Raw genomic sequence first — 17,470 nt, 5'->3', positions numbered from 1 at the left:
TCGTCCATCACGGGCGACCCCTCCGCCACAGGAGACATGAACATGAGTACCATCCAATCTTTGAATGCCCTGCGTGACCGCCTGTCGCCGTCGGACCGGATGCCTCTGGTCTTTCTGGGGCATGGCAGCCCCATGAACGCAATCGAGGATACATCCTATAGCCGCGCGTGGACTGAACTGGGCCGCAACCTGCCGCGCCCCAAGGCGATCCTTGTGGTGTCGGCGCACTGGATGACCAAAGGGACCACGCTGGTGGACGTGTCCGCCATGCCCCGTACCATCCACGATTTCTACGGCTTCCCCCAAGAGCTGTTCGACCAGCAATACAAAGCCAAAGGCGAGCCCGCTCTGGCACGGGAGGTCGTTAGCCTGCTGTCCAGCCACCACGCCGAAGAGGACGACACCTGGGGTCTGGACCACGGCGCATGGACGGTGCTGAAGTTCCTCTACCCCAACGCCGACGTGCCTATGTTTCAGGTCTCGATCGACATGACGCAGGACCTGTCCTACCAGCTGGAAATCGGCAAAACCCTGTCCGAGTTGCGCGACCGCGGCGTGCTGATCCTTGGGTCCGGCAACGTGGTGCACAACCTGCGCGCCCTGCAATGGGGCGGCAAACCCCAAGACTTCGCGCTGGAGTTTGACGCCTTGTTCAAGGACCGTCTGAACGACCGCGATCTGGTTGCCCTGACCGACCGCGCCGCGCTGGGGAACCTGCTGCGCATGGCGCACCCGACGGTGGACCACTATCTGCCCGCCCTGACGATTGCGGGGGCCTCTGACGCCCGCGACCAACTGACATGGATGACGGACTCGATCGACCTTGGGTCGGTGTCCATGCGGTCCTTTGTGTTTCACGCCTGATAGGAGGCTCTGATGCTTGTCGATGGAAAATGGAGCGCCAACTGGCAGCCCGTGCAAAAAGCCGACGCCGACGGCCGGTTCGTTCGCCAAATCTCGGGGTTCCGGAACTGGATCACCCCCGACGGCAGCGCCGGTCCCACCGGCACCGGTGGGTTCAAGGCCGAGGCGGGGCGCTACCGCCTGTATGTTGCCTTCATCTGCCCTTGGGCGTCGCGCACCCTGATTGCCCGCAAGCTCAAGGGGCTTGAGGGGATCATCCCCGTCACCGTCGTCAATCCGGTGCTAGAGGATCAGGGCTGGCAGTTCGGCGGCTATGAGGGGGCCGATCAGGACCCGCTGTTCGGGTCAGAGTTCCTGCACCAGATCTACACCCGTGCGGACCCGCACTATTCGGGCCGTGCCACGGTGCCAGTGCTGTGGGATGCCAAGCAGAACGTCATGGTCAGCAACGAAAGCGCCGACATCGTGCGCATGTTCGACACCGCGTTCGAGCATCTGGTGCCCTCGGACCTGCGCCTTTATCCGGCGGATCTGGCGGCCGAGATCGACGATCTGAATGCCCGCATTTACGATGATCTGAATAACGGGGTTTACAAGGCAGGCTTCGCCAGCAGCCAACTGGCCTATGACGAGGCGAACGCCGGCGTCTTTGCTATGCTGGACGAGCTAGAGGGTCGCTTGACCGGCGACTACCTGTTCGGCGACCGCCTGACCGAGACCGATATCCGGACCTTTGTGACGCTGATCCGGTTCGATGCGGCCTATCACGGGTTGTTCAAAACCAATCGCCGCCAGATCGCAGACTATCCGCGCCTGTCCGCCTATATGGAGCGTATCCTGCGCCTGCCCGGAGTGATCGACACGGTGAACATGGACCACATCACGCGCGGCTACTACGCGATCAAGGCCCTGAACCCCAAGCGCATCCGTCCCGAAGGCCCCGCGCATATCACCGCCCTGCTGGACAGCGTGCGCGGTTAATCAAGCCCCTGCATGCCGGCGTTCGGCGTGCAGGACCACTTCGGCGGCGGCGCGGGCGTCCTCTTCGGCGTCGTGATGCTCGAATTCCAGCTTCAGATAGGTTTTCAGCGACGCCAGCCCATGCCCCCCGTTGCCCCGCAATTCGGGCCATGCGCGGCGGGCCACAATCAAACTGTCCATCCATTTCCAAGCGGGCGGCACCAGACCAGCCTCGCCGCAGGCCGAGTTGATCGCGCCCTTGTCGAAATGGCTATGTTGGTAAACGGTCAGCCCCCGCAGCATCCCGTCCAGCACCGGCACAAGCTGCGGAAACAAGGGCGCCCCGATCACCGTCCGTGCCGTGATCCCGTGGATCCGGGTGCAAGACCAGTCATCGGTCACGGGGTCCACATAGGTGCTCCATGTTTCGATGCTGTTGTCGGGCCGAACCCCAGCGATCCCGATCTGGCAGATGCTGCTGCGATTGCGGTTCGCCGTCTCTACATCTAGCGCGAAAAAGCGGAACTCTCCGGTCAGAGGGGCGTTCGCGGCGGTGCGGTTGGCTAGGGTCATCGGCTGTCCTTGGGGCTTGGGTGGGACCGGAATTCCAGAAAAGTCCGCGCAGTAAAAGTGCTGATTTCCCCAGTGGGGCCCGTGTGCCGCGCATTTCTGCATTACTCTTGAATGCATTCCAATAATGGAATACATAAGCTGCACTGTTGAACGACGCCCACAAAGGAACATCACCATGAGCAAACTCTTTGTCCTTCTTCCGGTCATTCTGATTGCTCTGGCCTATGTGTTCTGGGCCTCGGGCCAAGGCGCGAAGGCCGAGAATGTCGAACTGGCGGCCTTGTCCGGCCCTGCGCTGGAACAGAGCGAAGACATGTTGGTGGTCGATATCCGCACCCCCGACGAATGGAAGCAGACCGGCGTCATCAAAGGCGCTGCGCTGGTGACCTACACCTCGGCCGAGGCGTTTCTACAAGCCATCGGTCCGCGTCTTGCGCCCGGTCAGAATGTGGCTTTGGTCTGCCGGTCGGGGAACCGTTCGGCGCGGGCGGCCAACCAGATTGCGGATACCTTTGCCGGTCGGGTGATCGACGTCGAAGGGGGTATGAACCGCATCCTCAAAGAAGGCTACACCCCCGTGAAACCGACCCGAGCCATGGGCTGCGCTGTCTGCAACTGACCCTGAAAAACCTATGATTTTGCCGCAGGTTAGGGCGGTTTCGAGAATCATTGGTCCGGTGATTGGTGTCGCATAACGCCCTCCAAAACACCGCTTGCTGCCTCATTGCACGGTTTAATGCTAAATTTATTCCGCATCGCGTTATCGAAGGGACGGGGTAAAGGGGCCTTTGTCGTGGGGGGACCTTCTGAATTATGGCCGGTTTTCAAACGGTCAGTTCAGGCGGCTGTCGGAAAAAATATAGTAAAAACCGCAGATGGGGCGTAAAATGCGGTATGTTTCACAAGTCCCCAGAATAATTAAATAAAATTGATTTATTGATGCGGCGGGCTATCGCAACCCAAGGTGTGGCCCCTACGGCGCAAAGATATGTTTCGGATTTAAGCCAATAGGTTCAGAGCTTGTTAAGTGTTCCAACAAGGAGCGTGACGATGCCAATTCAGAAACTTCTAACCTCAGACGAGCAGTGGAAAAAGTTCTGCGATCAGATCGCTGGCAACCTCCGCAGTGTGAAAGACCGCAACCAGCGGCTGCGCCTGTTGATCGAGTTGAGCCAGATCGAAGAGCGAGAGCACGCCCTGTTCAACACCTCGAAAAAAGACACCTCGCGGAGTGAAGCGGAGCACGCGTTCTACGCCCACTGAGACCGAACGAGGATAAAGCGCGGCCTTGGGGAGGGGCCGCGCTTTTTTATTTGGGGCCTTGACCTTCCACCTGCTGGAAGCCCTATCTGATCGGGAAAACCCTTTGCCAAGGAACCTGATTATGAAATTCAACGTCCCTGACATGAGCTGCGGTCATTGCACCAGCGCCATCGAAACCGCCATCAAATCCGCCGACACCGCTGCGAATGTGGCCTGCGATCTGCCGTCGCGCACTGTGGCCGTCGGCAGCAGCCTGAGTGTCGAGCAGGTCTCTGAAATCCTGAAGAAAGAGGGATATGAGGCTGTTCTGGCGGGCTGATCTGCGCTGTCTATTCGGTGCTACGAAGAACGGCCTGACCGGTCAATGGTTGGGCCTTTTTCATTTTCTGTTCCTGATTTATTTACTCAGGATATAGTTGACAGAAAAAGTAGGTTAATCTATCCGACTCCTGAATGGCATCTTAGAAGGGGCCCACAGGATGGACGGACTGACCCTCTCCCCATCGGGGAAACTGGCCGAAGTGCTGGAGATGATTCGGCTCGGTGGCCCTTCGATCTGGGCAATCGCGGCGCTGTCGGTGCTGACCCTCGCGCTGATCTTGTGGAAGGTCTGGCGGCTGGTCCGTGGCGGGGCTTGGGCTGGTCAGGCCAGCGCAGATCGGGCCTTGGGGATGTGGGCGTCGGGGAATGGCCCCGAGGCTGTGCGCTCGCTCGTTGGGCGGCGGGCCTATGGGCCGCAGTTGGTGCGGGCTGCGATGCTGGCGCGGCAGGACACCAGCCTGACCGACGATGCAGCCAGAGAGGAAACCGAACGCGTGGCGCGTCAGATGTTGGCCGACCTGCGGTCCGGCCTGCGCCCTCTGGAGTTGATCGCGACGATTGCGCCTTTGCTGGGGCTTCTTGGGACCGTGTTGGGCATGATTTCGGCCTTCCAAACCCTGCAAGAGGCTGGCGGCGCGGCCGATCCGTCCATGCTGGCCGGCGGCATTTGGGAGGCACTGTTAACCACGGCGGCGGGCATGGCAGTTGCGATCCCAGCCTCGGTCGCCCTGACCTGGTTCGAGGCAGTTGCTGATCGCGTGCGCCTGCAACTCGAGGATGGAGCAACCCGCGTTTTCCTGCGCACAGACGCGATCGCGGCCGAATAGATGTTCCGGTTTGCGGCTCCGGCGCGCCGCCGTTCCCCCAGCCTGACGCCTATGATCGACGTGGTTTTCCTGCTGCTGGTGTTCTTTATGCTGGCGTCGCGGTTCGGCACTGACATGCATATCCCGCTGCGGATGGCGGGGCAGGGGGCCTCTGCGCCCTACAGCGGGCCGCCGCGATTGGTGGACGTGACGCCGGATACGCTCAGGGTAAATGGAGTGCCGATGGAGGACACGCGCGCCTTGGCAGAGGTGGAACGCCTCACCTCCAACCCGCAGGACACCATCATTCTGCGCGCCCAAGACGGTACGGATATTCAGGCGATTGTGCGGGCGATGCAGTTGCTATCCGGCGCGGGATTTACCAACCTCGTTCTGATCGAGTGAGCCATGAAGTTTCCCGAAGCTCCGCGCAAACCCGCCCCCGAAAGCGTTGTACCCATGATCAATGTGGTGTTTCTGCTGCTGATCTTTTTCCTGATGTCCGCGCAGATCACCCCGCCCGCCCCGTTCGAGGTTACCCCGCCGCAAGCGCAGGCTGACCAACCCGCGGATGGGGAATTTACGCTCTATATGGATGCCTCGGGGCAGGCCGGATTCCAGGACCAAACGGGCAATAGCGCCTTCGCGGCGCTGAGTCGGGCGCGGGACGACTATTGCGGCAAAGCCGACTGTACCGCCACTCCGCCCACGCTCATGGTAAACGCTGATGGCAGCGCAGGGGGCGCAGCCCTAGCAGAGCTCATCCGGTCCTTGGGGCAGGCCGGCTTCGGCGCTGTCCAACTGGTGACGCGCCCCGGCCCCTAGTCGATCAGGTCCACGCGCACGGCCCCCAGCAGGGTCGCGCCTTTATCCGGGTCCAGCTCGACCATCACACCCCGCTGCCCGCCGTTCAGGATCACCCGCGCGTGCTCAAAGGCGGTGATATCAATCGCCACGGGAACGCGCTTTTTCTGGCCAAAAGGGCTGATCCCGCCCACACGAAAGCCTGTCAGCCGCTCGGCTTTGACCGGGTCCATCATCTGGGCCGATTTGCCGCCAAAGGCACTGGCCGCCTTCTTCATCTTGACCGAGGCCGCAACGGGGATCGCCACACACGCGGGCTTGCCGTCCACCTCTAGCATCAGGGTCTTGAACACGCGATCGGGGTCCGCGCCGATGGCATCGGCGGCGTGTTCGCCGATGTGGTGCCCGCCCTCGTAATCATAGCTGTGCAGGTCATAGTTGATGCCGGCTTTGTCCAATGCCTTGGTCGCGGGGGTGGCGGTCATGATCTGCTCCTCGGGTGGTTTGCCCCTATATGACCCAACCTGCGCCCCAAGGCCAAGGACCCACCCCGCCAGCGCGATAATGCCACACTGCGGCACGCGGTCGCCGTGCGGCATGTTATCGCCTTACACCTCTGATAACGCGATGTTATTTCTGCGCTATGACGTATTGGTTGCACAGATTCCGTGTTGGTTTTTTTGTCGTTCTGCTGGCCTTCGGGCTGGTCGGAACGAGCTATGGCCATCACTTCGCTACGGCGAAAGAGGAGTCCCTGCTGACGTTCTATGCCGCCCTTGGGGCGACCACCGATCTGTGCGGTGACGATCTGGAAAGCAGCAAATCCAGCTGTAACGCCTGTCGTCTGGTTTCTGCCTTTCTGATGCCGGACCCTGTGGGCCATCTGGTGCCTGTGGAACTGGCCTATGTGCAGCGGATTGTGCTGCCCGATCTGGCCCGAGCCGCCGGACTGACCGTTCTGGGCCATCCCCCCAGCAGGGCGCCGCCGGTCGCCTGATTGCCTTGGCCGTGGCGCGTGCCCTCAGCCGCAGCACCGGCCCATCCCATTTTTCCAAGACCCTTGGCTGAACCGTCCATTTTCGTGACGACGCCATAGCTCCATGTTTTTACGGAGAAATCCAGAATGAACGCTCTGACCCCGATGTCCGAGGCGACCGCAGTCCTGTCTGACCGACCTGTCCTGCCCGATCATCCCCTGTTCGCGGGCCTGACCCGAAGCGAGGCCGAAATCATCGCAGCGACCCTCGTGCCCCATGTGTTCAAGGACGAGGAGATCATCCGCTTCGACGGCACTCCCGACCAGTTGATCGGCATCGTCAGGTCGGGCGCAGTGGCCCACGACATTCGCGCCGGGGACAAGATCACTACCGTCGGCCTGCATCTGGCGGGCGATTTACTAAGTCATAGCGGGCCGCGTACAGCGTCGGTTATGGCCGTGGCTGTGGACCGGACCGAAATTCTGGGCTGCACCATGCAGGAGTTCAACGCGCTCTTGGCGCGCTTTCCGCGGCTGCAACTGAACTACTTGGACCTTGTCACGGCCGAGCTTCAGGCCACCCGCGACTGGTACACCCTGCTGGGGCGCAAAACCGCGACCGAACGTGTGGCTACCCTGATCTTGCGCTTGTCTCGCCAGCCCCGCGCGCCCGAAGATCCGGTGATCGACCTGCTGCTGACCCGAGAGCGGATTGGCAGCCTGCTCGGCATCAAGATGGAGACCGTGTCACGCCAGATCCGCGCCTTTGCCAAGGCGGGTGTGATCGCGCTGTTCAGCCCGACCAAGATCGCCGTGTTGGACCCGACAGCCTTGGTTGACGCTACGGGCGATATCTGGCGCGAGAATGCGGCGCTCTGATCAGCGATTGGCGGTCACCAGCTTGACCGCCAACCCGACAAAGACCAGCCCTGCCACGCGGTTCAGCATGATCTGCCCGCGGGGCGAGGCGCGGAGCCAACGGCTCAGCACGCCCGCCATCAGAGAAATCGTGGTGAACGACGCAAAGGCGCACAGGATGAACAATCCCCCCAGCATCAGCATCTGAACGGCGATGCTGCCGCGCGCCGCATCGGTGAACTGGGGCAGAAAGGCCAAGAAAAAGATCGCGACCTTCGGGTTGGTCAGGTTCATCACCACACCGCGCAGCACCATCGCCGAAGCGGGGCGACGGCTTGCCCCTGCCGTATCGGGATTTTCGGGGCCCGCTCGCAGGGCTTTATACGCCAGATAAACCAGATAGGCGGCTCCTGCGTACTTCAGCGCGTCAAAGGCGAACTGCGACTGCTGGAAGATCACCGCCACCCCCAGCGACACGGCAATCGAATGCACGACCAGCCCCAGACACAGGCCAAGCGTGACCAGCACGCCCTCTTTGGGACCGAAAAGTGCGGATTGGGTCAGGACAAACAGATTGTCGGGCCCGGGGACCCAGGCCAGCAGTGTCGCAACCCCGATGAAAGTCATAATTACGTCGATCGTCAGCATGGGCGGACAGTTTCATCAAACAACCAAAACCGCAAGCAGTGTCGGATTTGATCATAAAATACAACCTTGGGGATGTGCTCTCCGATTCTGCTGATGCTGCGCTTGCAGAATCGCCTATGGTGCGTGGCTTCTATTTTGGTGCGGAAAGTTGACCTGCGTTGCCCTTACGTCAACTTTTGGTGCTCGGAATGTCTGCGTTGTCATCAAACTGTCATTTATTTGGTCAGATTTGAAACAGGTCCAGCCCGAACCCGCAGGGCTGTTAAACATAGTTAATTTCCTCATGTTATTGAAGAAATTCGTAAAAATGCATTCGCGGAAATGATGCGGTATGGAAAACCTTACTATCCGCTTAGGTAAGGGAAAGTTATCGAAAGATTAATTGCTGTTGTGGTGCGTAACTTTTTAAGCGCCGGTAATTTTCAGCTGCTTGATGTGTTCGCCTCGTCCTTTGGTGTTCCTCGGGCGTCTATTTAAGTGCTGCGGGCCGGTCGTTAGGGGGACTTTCGACCGGCCCACTTAATTTCAGACAGCTTCCATTAACGAGATGTGTATTCACGTTCTGCGTGTGTTTTGACGCACAGCAAATGCCGTTGCAGGACCGGTTTGCTGCGCTACCTTGGGCGCAGGTAACCAACGGAGGGTGCAATGGAAATTACATGGCTTGGGCATTCGGGATTCCGCATCGAAATCGGCGGCGAGGTGCTGCTGGTCGATCCTTGGCTGCGGGGCAACCCCTCGTTTCCCGAGGATCGCTGGGATGAGGCGGTCGCGGGCGTGACGGCGGTGCTGCTGTCCCACGGACACGGGGACCATGCCTCGAATACGATCGAGATTTCCCAGAAGACCGGCGCGAAAATCTACTGCATCCACGAACTTTCCGGCTGGCTGTCGCGCCAAGGCGCCGAAGTCGTGGGCTTTGGCAAGGGCGGCACCGTCCGCATCGGCGAGGTCGCGGTCAGCATGGTGACGGCGGTGCATTCGTCCTCGGTCGATTTCGGCGATGGGGACCCGATCTATGCGGGCGGCGAGGCCGGTTTCATCATCCGCGCCGAAGGGCGCAGCATCTATTTCTCGGGCGATACGGATGTGACCATGGAGATGGACGTGATCGCCGACCGGTATGCCCCCGACATCGGCATCCTGTGCGCGGGCGGCCATTACACGATGGATATGGAGGGCGCGGCCTATGCGGCCAACCGGTTCTTTGACTTCAAGACCGTGATCCCCTGCCACTATGGCACCTTCCCGATCCTCGAGCAGTCGATCGCGCCGCTGGTGCAGGCGCTGCCCGATGCGGACGTGCTGGAGCTGACGGTGATGGAGCCGATGAGCCTGTAACGCTCAGGTGGGCCGGTGTCGCAGCCGGTCCACCAGCAACCGGAACGCGCTGCTCATTTGACGGCGCGAGGAATAGCACAGGTGGAACCCTTCGAACGGATCGCACCAATCGGCCAGAACGCGCTGCAGCTTACCGGTATCCAGATCGGGCTGCACCTCGGGCAGGCCGACAAAGGCGATGCCGTACCCCTCTCGGGCGGCCTGAACGCAGAAATCCGCGTCGTTAAAAGTGAACGGCCCGTTGACCTTGCGCACCAGCGTTTCGCCGTCTTTCTCGAATTCCCAGTCATAGATCGGGGCGTTGGGTCCGAAGCGCATGTTCAGGCAGGCATGCCCGTCCAGATCGCGCGGATGCAGGGGCACGCCTCGCGCAGCGAAATAGGCGGGCGAGCCCACAGCGGCCATCTGCAAAGGGCCAGTGACGGGCACGGCGATCATGTCGGGCGGCACCCCTTCGGCCAAGCGCAGGGCGCAGTCGAACCGCCCCTCGGCCAGATCGGACAGGGCGGGGTTGGTGTTCACTTCAATCTGGATGTCGGGATAGTCGCGGACCAGATCGCGGATCACCGGCCACAGGATCGTGCGCGCCGCAGTGGCCGAGGTCGTGATCCGCACCAAGCCCGACGGAGTGCCCCGCAGGCTGCGCAACTCCTCGATCCGGTTTTCGATCTGGCCAAGGTTGGGGCGCAGCGATGCTAGCAGTTTGTCCCCCATCTCGGTGGTCGAGACAGAGCGGGAGTTGCGGTTGAGCAGCCGGAACCCGAGCGAAGCCTCGAGCCGCCGCATGGTGTGACTGACCGCCGACTGAGAAATGCCCAGATGGGCGGCGGCGCGGGTAAAGCTGCCTTGTTCAGCGACAGCCAGAAAGACTGTCTGGTCGGCCAGTTCTTCGCGTTTCATTCATGGTCCATGAGGGTTGGGTGGCATCATTTCACTAAATCGAGATTTGTTACGCAAAGATCAATGAATTTTATTCATTGATTGGATGAACCGAAGCGCCATGGTTCGCCCTTGGGAACGGGCCTAGGTTTCGGGGCATAAGGGCGGCCGCCCGCGCCGCCCCAAAGGTTCCAAGGAGTTTTCCCATGTACGCAACCGTTATGCACGGGCCCGGCGATGTCCGTTACGAGCAGGTCAATGACCCCGAAATCCTGAAGCCCACCGATGCCATCATCCAGCTGTCCGCCACCTGCATCTGCGGGTCGGACCTGTGGCCCTATCGCGGGGCGAACGCCTTTGATCAGCCGATGCACATGGGCCACGAATACTGCGGCGTGGTGATCGAAGTCGGCGCTGACGTGAAAACCATCCGCCCCGGTCAGTTCATCGTGGGCTCGTTCGTGCTGTCCGATAACACCTGCCCACATTGCCAGTTCGGCTACCCGTCCTCGTGCGAGCAGCGCGAATTTATGACCGGCGCGCAGGCCCCCTATGCCCGCGTTCCGCTGGCGGATGGCACGCTGGTCGCCACGCAGGACATGCCGACGGACGAGCAAATCCCCCACATGCTGGCCGTCTCTGACGTTCTGGGCACCGGCTATTACGCGGCCGAAGCGGCGGGCGTCCGCGAGGGCAGCACGGCCGTTGTCGTCGGTGACGGCGCGGTGGGTCTGATGGCGGTTCTGTCCGCGAAACTGCGCGGGGCCGACCGCATCATCGCCATGAGCCGCCACGAAACCCGCCAGAAGCTGGCGCTGGAATATGGCGCGACCGACATCGTGTCAGCGCGCGGTGAAGAGGGCATCGCCGAGGTGCTGGAACTGACCAAGGGCATCGGCGCCGATGCGGTGCTAGAATGCGTGGGGATGCAGCAGTCGATGGATCAGGCCATGGGTGTGTGCCGTCCGGGCGGGGCTGTCGGCTTTGTCGGCGTGCCCCATGGGGTGACGTTCGACGGGCAGGGGCTGTTCTTTCAGCAGAAGCGCCTGTTCGGCGGGCCCGCGCCCGTGCGCCGCTACCTGCCCGACCTGATGGAGCGCGTTCTGCGTGCCGAAATCCAGCCAGGCAAGGTCTTTGACCTGACCCTGCCGATCGCCCAAGTGGCCGAGGGCTACAAGGCGATGGACGAACGCCGCGCGATCAAGACGATGCTGCGGGTCTGACCCTTAGCGGCTGAATGCCATCAGAACCTTGCGATGGCCTGTCCCGCGATAGGCCATCGACACACCGGTTGCGGCGAAGATCATGGCCAGACCGGCCTCGGCGGTGATGGGCAGGGGATGACCCGTCGCGCCGACCTCGGCCGCCAGCAGGAAGCACATGTTGCAGTCGATCCCCGCAGGCGCGGTTTTCGGGTGGGCGCGCATCACCGCCCCCGCCGCGATAAAGGGCAGGGCCAGCAGCACCAAGTCCACGCCGCTCAGGCCAAAGGTCTGCACGATCCAGCGATAGAGGATGGCCGCAACAATCCCGAGGGCCGCACTGGGCACCAGATTTTCCAGAATGGCCGCCGAATGGGGGCTGCCCCCCACGATCGAGGCAAAGACACACAGCGACAGCGCCGACGCGATCCCGATTGCGCCCCCGATATAAATCACAAGTAGCGCCGCAATCACGCCCGCAACAGCGGCAAACGCCCCGCGCCGGATACCGCGGCTGAGCCCGTGGTCAATGCGGATCGGCACCGGCTGTTCGCGCTTGGGCGTAAAGGCAAAGGTCAGCGCCGTCACCAGTGTTACTCCGATCAGGGTGCAGACCAGACGCTCGACCGCATATGCCTCGCTGTTTACGGGATGATCCAGCGCGGGCAGGGCCACGACACCCACAGTGATCGCGGCCATCAAGGAGCCATAGCTGTGCACCGTCCCGATCCAGAAGCTGACAAAAGTTCCCGCCCCGATCAGCGCACCAATCGCCAGTGCTTGCAGCAGCGGATCGTGCAGTTCGGTCAGCACCAGCCACGCCAGCGCGCCCCCCACAACGGTGCCCACCAATCGCAGGATCGCACGGATCACCAGATCCTGACGGAACGGCTGCGCAACAACCCACACCGGCATCGCCGCCCAAAAGGGGCTCTGCACCCCCATCCCGTAGGCAATCCCCAAAGAGAGTGCAGCGGCCAGAAACAGGATGCTTGCCCTTAGGGCGGTAGAACGGTCAGGGGACATGGAGCTTTTCGACTTGGGGCTTTTGACCCAGCGTAAGCGCCCCGCCCGCAATTGTCAGCGGCCCATTTGCACAACCGCTCTGCATGGATGCGGGCCATAGACGGGGAACAAAACGCGGTTCCCAAAGGCGCGGCTTCGCTGTACACAGGCCGTCACTGCCCAAAGGCTGCCAGTGCCCCGCACGCAGCCGCCGGTGCAAGCCGCCCTTCTCTTGAGATTTGCCAGAAATAGCTGCCGTGACCCCAACCGCTCGACTGCTCGCCACCCTTGATCTTTTCTGTGCCGTTGACGGGGACAAGCGCCCTGTCGATGCGGTGACTTCTGGCTGGTTCCGCAACCGGCGCGACATTCCCGATCAGGACCGTGGTGACATTCTGGAGCGTCTTTATGCGCTGCTGCGCCACCGCGCGCGACTGACCTGGTGGCTGGACAAACACGGCCGCGATCATAGCCCGCGCCACCAGTTTCTGGCTTGGCTGGCCCTAATGGAGCGCAAATCCCCCGAGGATGTGAGCCGTCTGTTCAGCGGCCCCAAAAATGCGGCCACCGCCCTGACCAAGCCCGAATACAATCTGGTCCTGCGCCTGAAAGGCTGCACAATCGAGCACCCCGATATGCCTGAAGCCGTCCGGCTGGAGTGTCCCTCGTGGGCCGAACAGTCGCTCCGCGCGCGGTTCGGCGGGGCCTTTGCGGCGGAAATGGCGGCCACGCTGACGCCCCCGCCCGTCGATCTGCGGGTCAATCCGGTGAAAGCCACGCGGCAGGACATATTGCAGGCCCTGAGTGATCTGAAACTACAGGCCGAAGCCTCGCCCCTGGCACCCTATGGCATCCGCGTGTCGGGACGGTTCAATTATGCCCGCTTCCCCGCGCTGAAAAGCGGTGCGGTGGAAATTCAGGACGAGGGGTCTCAGTTGGTGGCCTTGCTGGTTGACGCACAGCCCGGTGACCGCGTGGTGGATTTCTGCGCCGGTGCGGGCGGCAAAACCTTGGCGATTGCCGCGCAGATGAACAACAAGGGCCGGATTATTGCCTGCGATGTCAGCGAAGGGCGGCTCAAGCGTTGCTCTGAACGGCTGCGGAACGCGGGGATGCACAACACCGAGACCCGCCTTCTGGCCAGCGAGACCGACAAGTGGGTCAAGCGCCACAAGCTGGGCTTTGACCGCGTTCTGGTCGATGCGCCGTGCAGCGGCACAGGTACTTGGCGGCGCAATCCCGACACCCGCTGGCGCGCGCCCGAAGAGAACGGATTGGAGAACCTGATCGCCCTGCAAGGCCGCATTCTGGCCAGTGCTGCGCGTCTGGTGAAACCGGGCGGGCGTCTGGTCTATGCCACATGCTCGATGCTGACCGAAGAGAACGAAGATCAGGTCACTGCCTTCCTGGCGGCCAATCCTGCGTTCCGGTTGGTGCCGCTGGGGGATGTCACGCCCGATCTGGCGGCCAAGGCCCAAGGGGACACGCTGTCGCTGACCCCCGCGCGCCATGACACGGACGGGTTCTTTGCCGCCGTGTTGCAGCGCGAAGCCACCCCCGAATAACGAAAAAGGCGCGGTCATCTCCGCGCCTTTTGTTTTATCGTTGTTTCGGCAGCTTGGACAGCGGCACGCCCTTGGTGGTGAACTTCCGCGCCCGCGAGTTCGGGCGTTTCAAGGATTTCACCCCGTCTTTCTTGGGCAGGCCAGCGGGCTGGTGCGCAGGGATCAGCTGGTCGGGACGCGGCCCGATCAGATCGGCGCGGCCCATTTCCTTGAGCGCCTCGCGCAGCAGCGGCCAGTTGTCCGGATCGTGATAGCGCAGGAACGCCTTGTGCAGACGGCGCTGACGGCCCCCGCGGACGGTCTCGACCTTTTGCGTGGCACCGCGGCGCACGCCCTTCAGGGTGTTCACGCCGGTGTGGTACATCGCGGTCGCGGTCGCCATGGGCGAGGGCAGGAAAGTCTGCACCTGATCCGCGCGATAGCGGTTCTTTTTCAGCCAGATCGCGAGGTTCAGCATGTCCTCGTCGGTGGTGCCGGGGTGGGCGGCGATGAAATACGGGATCAGGTAGTACTTCTTGCCGGCCTTTGCGGCGGCGGCGTCGAACATTTCCTTGAACCGGTCATAGGTCCCGATGCCGGGCTTCATCATCACGTCCAGCGGGCCGCGTTCGGTATGCTCGGGCGCGATCTTCAGGTAGCCGCCCACGTGGTGGGTGACCAGTTCCTCGATATATTCGGGGCTTTTCACGGCAAGGTCATAGCGGACGCCGGACGCGACCATGACCTTCTTGATGCCCTTGGTTTCGCGCACCTTGCGATAGAGGCTGATTAGCTCGTCATGCGAGGTGTTCAGGTTCGGACAGATATCCGGGAACACGCAGGACGGCAGACGGCAGTTTTTCTCGATGTTCGGGTCTTTGCAGGCCATGCGGTACATGTTGGCGGTCGGGCCGCCAATGTCCGAGATGACACCGGAGAAACCGGGGGTTTTGTCGCGGATCAGCTCGATCTCGCGCAGGATCGACTTTTCCGAGCGGTTCTGGATCACGCGGCCCTCGTGTTCGGTGATCGAACAGAAGGTACAGCCGCCAAAGCAACCGCGCATGATCGTGACCGAGGTTTTGATCATGTCATAGGCGGGGATCTTCGCCTCGCCATAGGAGGGGTGCGGCAGGCGCGAATAGGGCAGGTCATAGACCGCGTCCATCTCTTCCGAGGACAGCGGGATCGGCGGCGGGTTCAGCCACAGATCACGGTCGCCGTGGCGCTGGACCATGGGGCGCGCGTTGCCGGGGTTGGCCTCGCGGTGCAGAACGCGGCTGGCGCGGGCATAGGCGTCTTTGTCGGTCTCAACCACCTCGAAGGAGGGCAGGCGGATGACGGTATCGCCGGGGTGACGGGTCGCAGCCTCATCGGCCGAGTCCAGATCGTCGGCGGGCAGCTCGGTGTATCCCTCGGGGACAGAACGGAACAGCGCCACGCCGCGCACATCGTCAATCTCGCGCGCGGGGGTGCCAGCGGCGATGCGGTGCGCAACCTCAACAACGGCGCGCTCGGCGTTGCCATAGAGCAGCAGGTCCGCCTTGGCGTCCGCCAGAATAGAGCGGCGCACTTTGTCCGACCAGTAATCATAGTGGGCGATGCGGCGCAGGGACGCCTCGATCCCGCCAAGGATCACGGGCACATCCTTGTAGGCTTCGCGGCAGCGCTGGGTGTAGACGATGGTGCAGCGGTCGGGGCGTTTGCCGCCCTCGCCACCCGCCGTATAGGCGTCATCGCGGCGCAGCTTGTGGTCCGAGGTATAGCGGTTCACCATCGAATCCATGTTCCCGCCGGTCACGCCAAAGAACAGGCGCGGCCGACCCAGTGCACGGAATGCATCCGCAGAGTGCCAGTCGGGCTGGGAAATGATGCCAACGCGGTAGCCCTGCGACTCCAGCAGGCGCCCAATCAGCGCCATGCCAAAGCTGGGGTGATCCACATAGGCGTCACCGGTCACAAGAATGATGTCACACTCCGTCCACCCCAGAGCCGACATTTCCTGACGGGTCATAGGGAGAAAAGGCGCTGCGCTTCCGCTGGAAGACTTTTGGGCGGTCATCTGGTTCATGATTTTTTCGGGGAGTGTGCAAACATGTATTCCGCGTGCGCATAACACAACGTAGCAGGAAACTCAACGAGGGGTGCCCCGCCCGCGATCACTAACCTGTAACTATTTGGGCGATGTGCGGCGCCAGCCCCGCCCAAGAATTATTGCGCCCCTGTCTTACATTGGTGCCACTTGCACCCCACCTTGAGACTCGTGCAATACGCTGCGGACGGAACGGGACACTTGCCGCCCCGCCTTCCGGGGGAAAAGGACCCGAAATGACTGCGATCAAGTACTTCCGTTGGCCGTTTATCGTGACAGCGCTCGGCCTTGTTCTGGCCTACTGGCTGGGGTGGCAGATAACGGGTACGGGCGCGGGGGCGCTGTCCTTTTTGGTGATCGGGGCCATTCTGGCGGTGCTAGAGATCAGCCTCAGCTTCGACAATGCTATCGTGAATGCCAATAAACTCAGGGATATGGACCCGCTCTGGCAGCGCCGGTTCCTGACATGGGGGATCATTGTGGCGGTCTTCGGGATGCGGATCATTTTCCCGCTGGCCGTCGTGTCCATCGCCGCCAGCATCGGCCCGATCGAGGCGATCCGACTGGCCATTCACCATCCGCACGACTACGCCCACATCATGGAAGGCGCGCACCTGTCCATTTCCGCGTTCGGCGGGACGTTCCTGATGATGGTTGCGCTGAACTACTTCATGGACTCGGACAAGGACGTCGACTGGGTCCGCACCATCGAATGCCGCCTGCGCAGTTGGTCCGCGATCAAAGGGGTCGAGGTCGCCTTGGTCCTGATGCTGGTCATCGGTTTCACGGTTAACCTGCCCGCCGCCCACAGCGCGACCTTCTTGTTCGCCGCGATTTGCGGGCTACTGACCTATTTGGCGGTTGAACTGGTCGGCCACGTTCTGGATGCCCGCGAGGCGGTCAACTGCGCCGCCGCCCGAGGGGGGCTTGGGGCCTTTCTGTACCTCGAGGTTCTGGATGCCAGCTTCTCGTTCGACGGGGTGATCGGGGCCTTTGCGCTGACCCAGAACCTGTTCCTGATCGCAATCGGTCTGGGGATCGGCGCGATGTACGTCCGCGCCATGACCCTGATGCTGGTCGAGCGCCAGACCATGACCCAGTTCCGCTTTCTCGAACACGGGGCCTTCTACTCGGTTCTGGTGCTGGCGGTGATCATGTTCATCCAGTCGATGACCGACATCCCCGAGGTTATCACAGGCCTGCTTGGCGCCTGTCTGATCGGTTTGTCGCTGATTTCATCGATCCGGTATAATCGCACAGCGAAATGAGGCGTTAGCCTAGGTTTTTGCAATTATTTCTCTCAGGTCGGGAATTCTCGCCTTTGAGGGCATATC

Annotated in this window: 19 protein-coding genes and 1 pseudogene; 14 read left to right on the top strand and 6 right to left on the bottom strand. The window is 61.8% G+C overall.

Annotated elements, in window-relative coordinates; translation table 11 throughout:
- Window positions 1-42: 42 nt before the first annotated feature.
- Together ygiD and HJ536_RS17670 are read left to right on the top strand one after the other, a co-directional pair.
- Window positions 43-864, top strand: coding sequence for a 4,5-DOPA-extradiol-dioxygenase (gene ygiD / locus HJ536_RS17675; protein WP_177158747.1), 822 nt, complete (start codon window positions 43-45; stop codon window positions 862-864).
- 12 nt (window positions 865-876) lie between these two features.
- Window positions 877-1,845: a glutathione S-transferase family protein gene (locus HJ536_RS17670; RefSeq protein ID WP_177158746.1), complete on the top strand. Its 969-nt coding sequence runs from the start codon at window positions 877-879 to the stop codon at window positions 1,843-1,845.
- Here HJ536_RS17670 and HJ536_RS17665 read toward each other — a convergent pair whose 3' ends face one another.
- Window positions 1,846-2,397, bottom strand: coding sequence for an exonuclease domain-containing protein (locus HJ536_RS17665; RefSeq protein WP_228028788.1), 552 nt, complete (start codon window positions 2,395-2,397; stop codon window positions 1,846-1,848).
- Window positions 2,398-2,572: 175 nt separating this feature from the next.
- Here HJ536_RS17665 and HJ536_RS17660 point away from each other — a divergent pair, with 175 nt between their 5' ends.
- The 6 genes and pseudogenes from HJ536_RS17660 to HJ536_RS17635 all read left to right on the top strand — a co-directional run bounded on the left by HJ536_RS17660 (window position 2,573) and on the right by HJ536_RS17635 (window position 5,612).
- Complete coding sequence (locus HJ536_RS17660) at window positions 2,573-3,016, top strand: rhodanese-like domain-containing protein (RefSeq protein ID WP_177158744.1); 444 nt, start codon at window positions 2,573-2,575, stop codon at window positions 3,014-3,016.
- 431 nt (window positions 3,017-3,447) lie between these two features.
- Window positions 3,448-3,660 carry a hypothetical protein gene (locus HJ536_RS17655; RefSeq protein WP_176854449.1) on the top strand — a complete coding sequence of 71 codons (213 nt, stop codon included), beginning with the start codon at window positions 3,448-3,450 and terminating at the stop codon, window positions 3,658-3,660.
- Between the two features lie 121 nt (window positions 3,661-3,781).
- Window positions 3,782-3,979: a heavy-metal-associated domain-containing protein gene (locus tag HJ536_RS17650; protein WP_177158743.1), complete on the top strand. Its 198-nt coding sequence runs from the start codon at window positions 3,782-3,784 to the stop codon at window positions 3,977-3,979.
- Window positions 3,980-4,196: 217 nt separating this feature from the next.
- Window positions 4,197-4,808 (top strand): annotated as a pseudogene (locus HJ536_RS17645) (MotA/TolQ/ExbB proton channel family protein); the annotation flags it as partial.
- Entirely contained in the window at window positions 4,809-5,192 is a 384-nt protein-coding gene (locus HJ536_RS17640) for an ExbD/TolR family protein (RefSeq protein ID WP_177158741.1), read from the top strand. It abuts the pseudogene before it with no gap.
- A 3-nt stretch (window positions 5,193-5,195) separates the two neighbouring features.
- Entirely contained in the window at window positions 5,196-5,612 is a 417-nt protein-coding gene (locus HJ536_RS17635; protein ID WP_177158740.1) for an ExbD/TolR family protein, read from the top strand.
- Here HJ536_RS17635 and ybaK read toward each other — a convergent pair.
- Window positions 5,609-6,076, bottom strand: a complete 468-nt coding sequence (gene ybaK, locus HJ536_RS17630) for a Cys-tRNA(Pro) deacylase (RefSeq protein WP_194245726.1) — start codon at window positions 6,074-6,076, stop codon at window positions 5,609-5,611. The genes HJ536_RS17635 and ybaK overlap by 4 nt on opposite strands.
- 170 nt (window positions 6,077-6,246) lie before the next feature.
- Between ybaK and HJ536_RS17625 the strand changes: the two genes are divergently transcribed.
- Both HJ536_RS17625 and HJ536_RS17620 read left to right on the top strand, forming a co-directional pair.
- The gene (locus HJ536_RS17625) at window positions 6,247-6,588 is read left to right on the top strand and encodes a hypothetical protein (protein ID WP_177158739.1); all 342 of its coding nucleotides are present in this window, start codon (window positions 6,247-6,249) and stop codon (window positions 6,586-6,588) included.
- Window positions 6,589-6,714: 126 nt separating this feature from the next.
- Window positions 6,715-7,446, top strand: a complete 732-nt coding sequence (locus HJ536_RS17620) for a Crp/Fnr family transcriptional regulator (RefSeq protein ID WP_177158738.1) — start codon at window positions 6,715-6,717, stop codon at window positions 7,444-7,446.
- Here HJ536_RS17620 and HJ536_RS17615 read toward each other — a convergent pair whose 3' ends face one another.
- Entirely contained in the window at window positions 7,447-8,073 is a 627-nt protein-coding gene (locus HJ536_RS17615; RefSeq protein ID WP_177158737.1) for a LysE family translocator, read from the bottom strand.
- Window positions 8,074-8,721: 648 nt separating this feature from the next.
- Between HJ536_RS17615 and HJ536_RS17610 the strand changes: the two genes are divergently transcribed.
- Complete coding sequence (locus HJ536_RS17610) at window positions 8,722-9,414, top strand: metal-dependent hydrolase (protein WP_177158736.1); 693 nt, start codon at window positions 8,722-8,724, stop codon at window positions 9,412-9,414.
- Between the two features lie 3 nt (window positions 9,415-9,417).
- On the opposite strand, the gene HJ536_RS17605 is transcribed toward HJ536_RS17610, so the two are convergent.
- Window positions 9,418-10,314, bottom strand: coding sequence for a LysR family transcriptional regulator (locus HJ536_RS17605; protein WP_177158735.1), 897 nt, complete (start codon window positions 10,312-10,314; stop codon window positions 9,418-9,420).
- Window positions 10,315-10,499: 185 nt separating this feature from the next.
- Here HJ536_RS17605 and HJ536_RS17600 point away from each other — a divergent pair, with 185 nt between their 5' ends.
- Window positions 10,500-11,516 carry a zinc-dependent alcohol dehydrogenase family protein gene (locus HJ536_RS17600; RefSeq protein ID WP_177158734.1) on the top strand — a complete coding sequence of 339 codons (1,017 nt, stop codon included), beginning with the start codon at window positions 10,500-10,502 and terminating at the stop codon, window positions 11,514-11,516.
- A gap of 3 nt (window positions 11,517-11,519) precedes the next feature.
- Here HJ536_RS17600 and HJ536_RS17595 read toward each other — a convergent pair whose 3' ends face one another.
- Entirely contained in the window at window positions 11,520-12,521 is a 1,002-nt protein-coding gene (locus HJ536_RS17595) for an FUSC family protein (RefSeq protein WP_177158733.1), read from the bottom strand.
- Between the two features lie 236 nt (window positions 12,522-12,757).
- Between HJ536_RS17595 and HJ536_RS17590 the strand changes: the two genes are divergently transcribed.
- Window positions 12,758-14,065, top strand: a complete 1,308-nt coding sequence (locus tag HJ536_RS17590) for a methyltransferase domain-containing protein (RefSeq protein ID WP_177158732.1) — start codon at window positions 12,758-12,760, stop codon at window positions 14,063-14,065.
- Window positions 14,066-14,099: 34 nt separating this feature from the next.
- Here the strand turns inward: HJ536_RS17590 and HJ536_RS17585 are convergent, their stop codons facing one another.
- The gene (locus tag HJ536_RS17585; RefSeq protein ID WP_228028787.1) at window positions 14,100-16,058 is read right to left on the bottom strand and encodes a YgiQ family radical SAM protein; all 1,959 of its coding nucleotides are present in this window, start codon (window positions 16,056-16,058) and stop codon (window positions 14,100-14,102) included.
- 314 nt (window positions 16,059-16,372) lie between these two features.
- Between HJ536_RS17585 and HJ536_RS17580 the strand changes: the two genes are divergently transcribed.
- Complete coding sequence (locus tag HJ536_RS17580; protein ID WP_177158730.1) at window positions 16,373-17,404, top strand: DUF475 domain-containing protein; 1,032 nt, start codon at window positions 16,373-16,375, stop codon at window positions 17,402-17,404.
- Window positions 17,405-17,470 lie beyond the last annotated feature (66 nt).

Origin of the sequence: Donghicola mangrovi (assembly GCF_013377535.1) — a bacterium.
Lineage (GTDB): Bacteria > Pseudomonadota > Alphaproteobacteria > Rhodobacterales > Rhodobacteraceae > Donghicola > Donghicola mangrovi.
The sequence above is the reverse complement of the archived record's forward strand: the minus strand, read 5'-3'. Positions and strand labels throughout refer to the sequence as shown.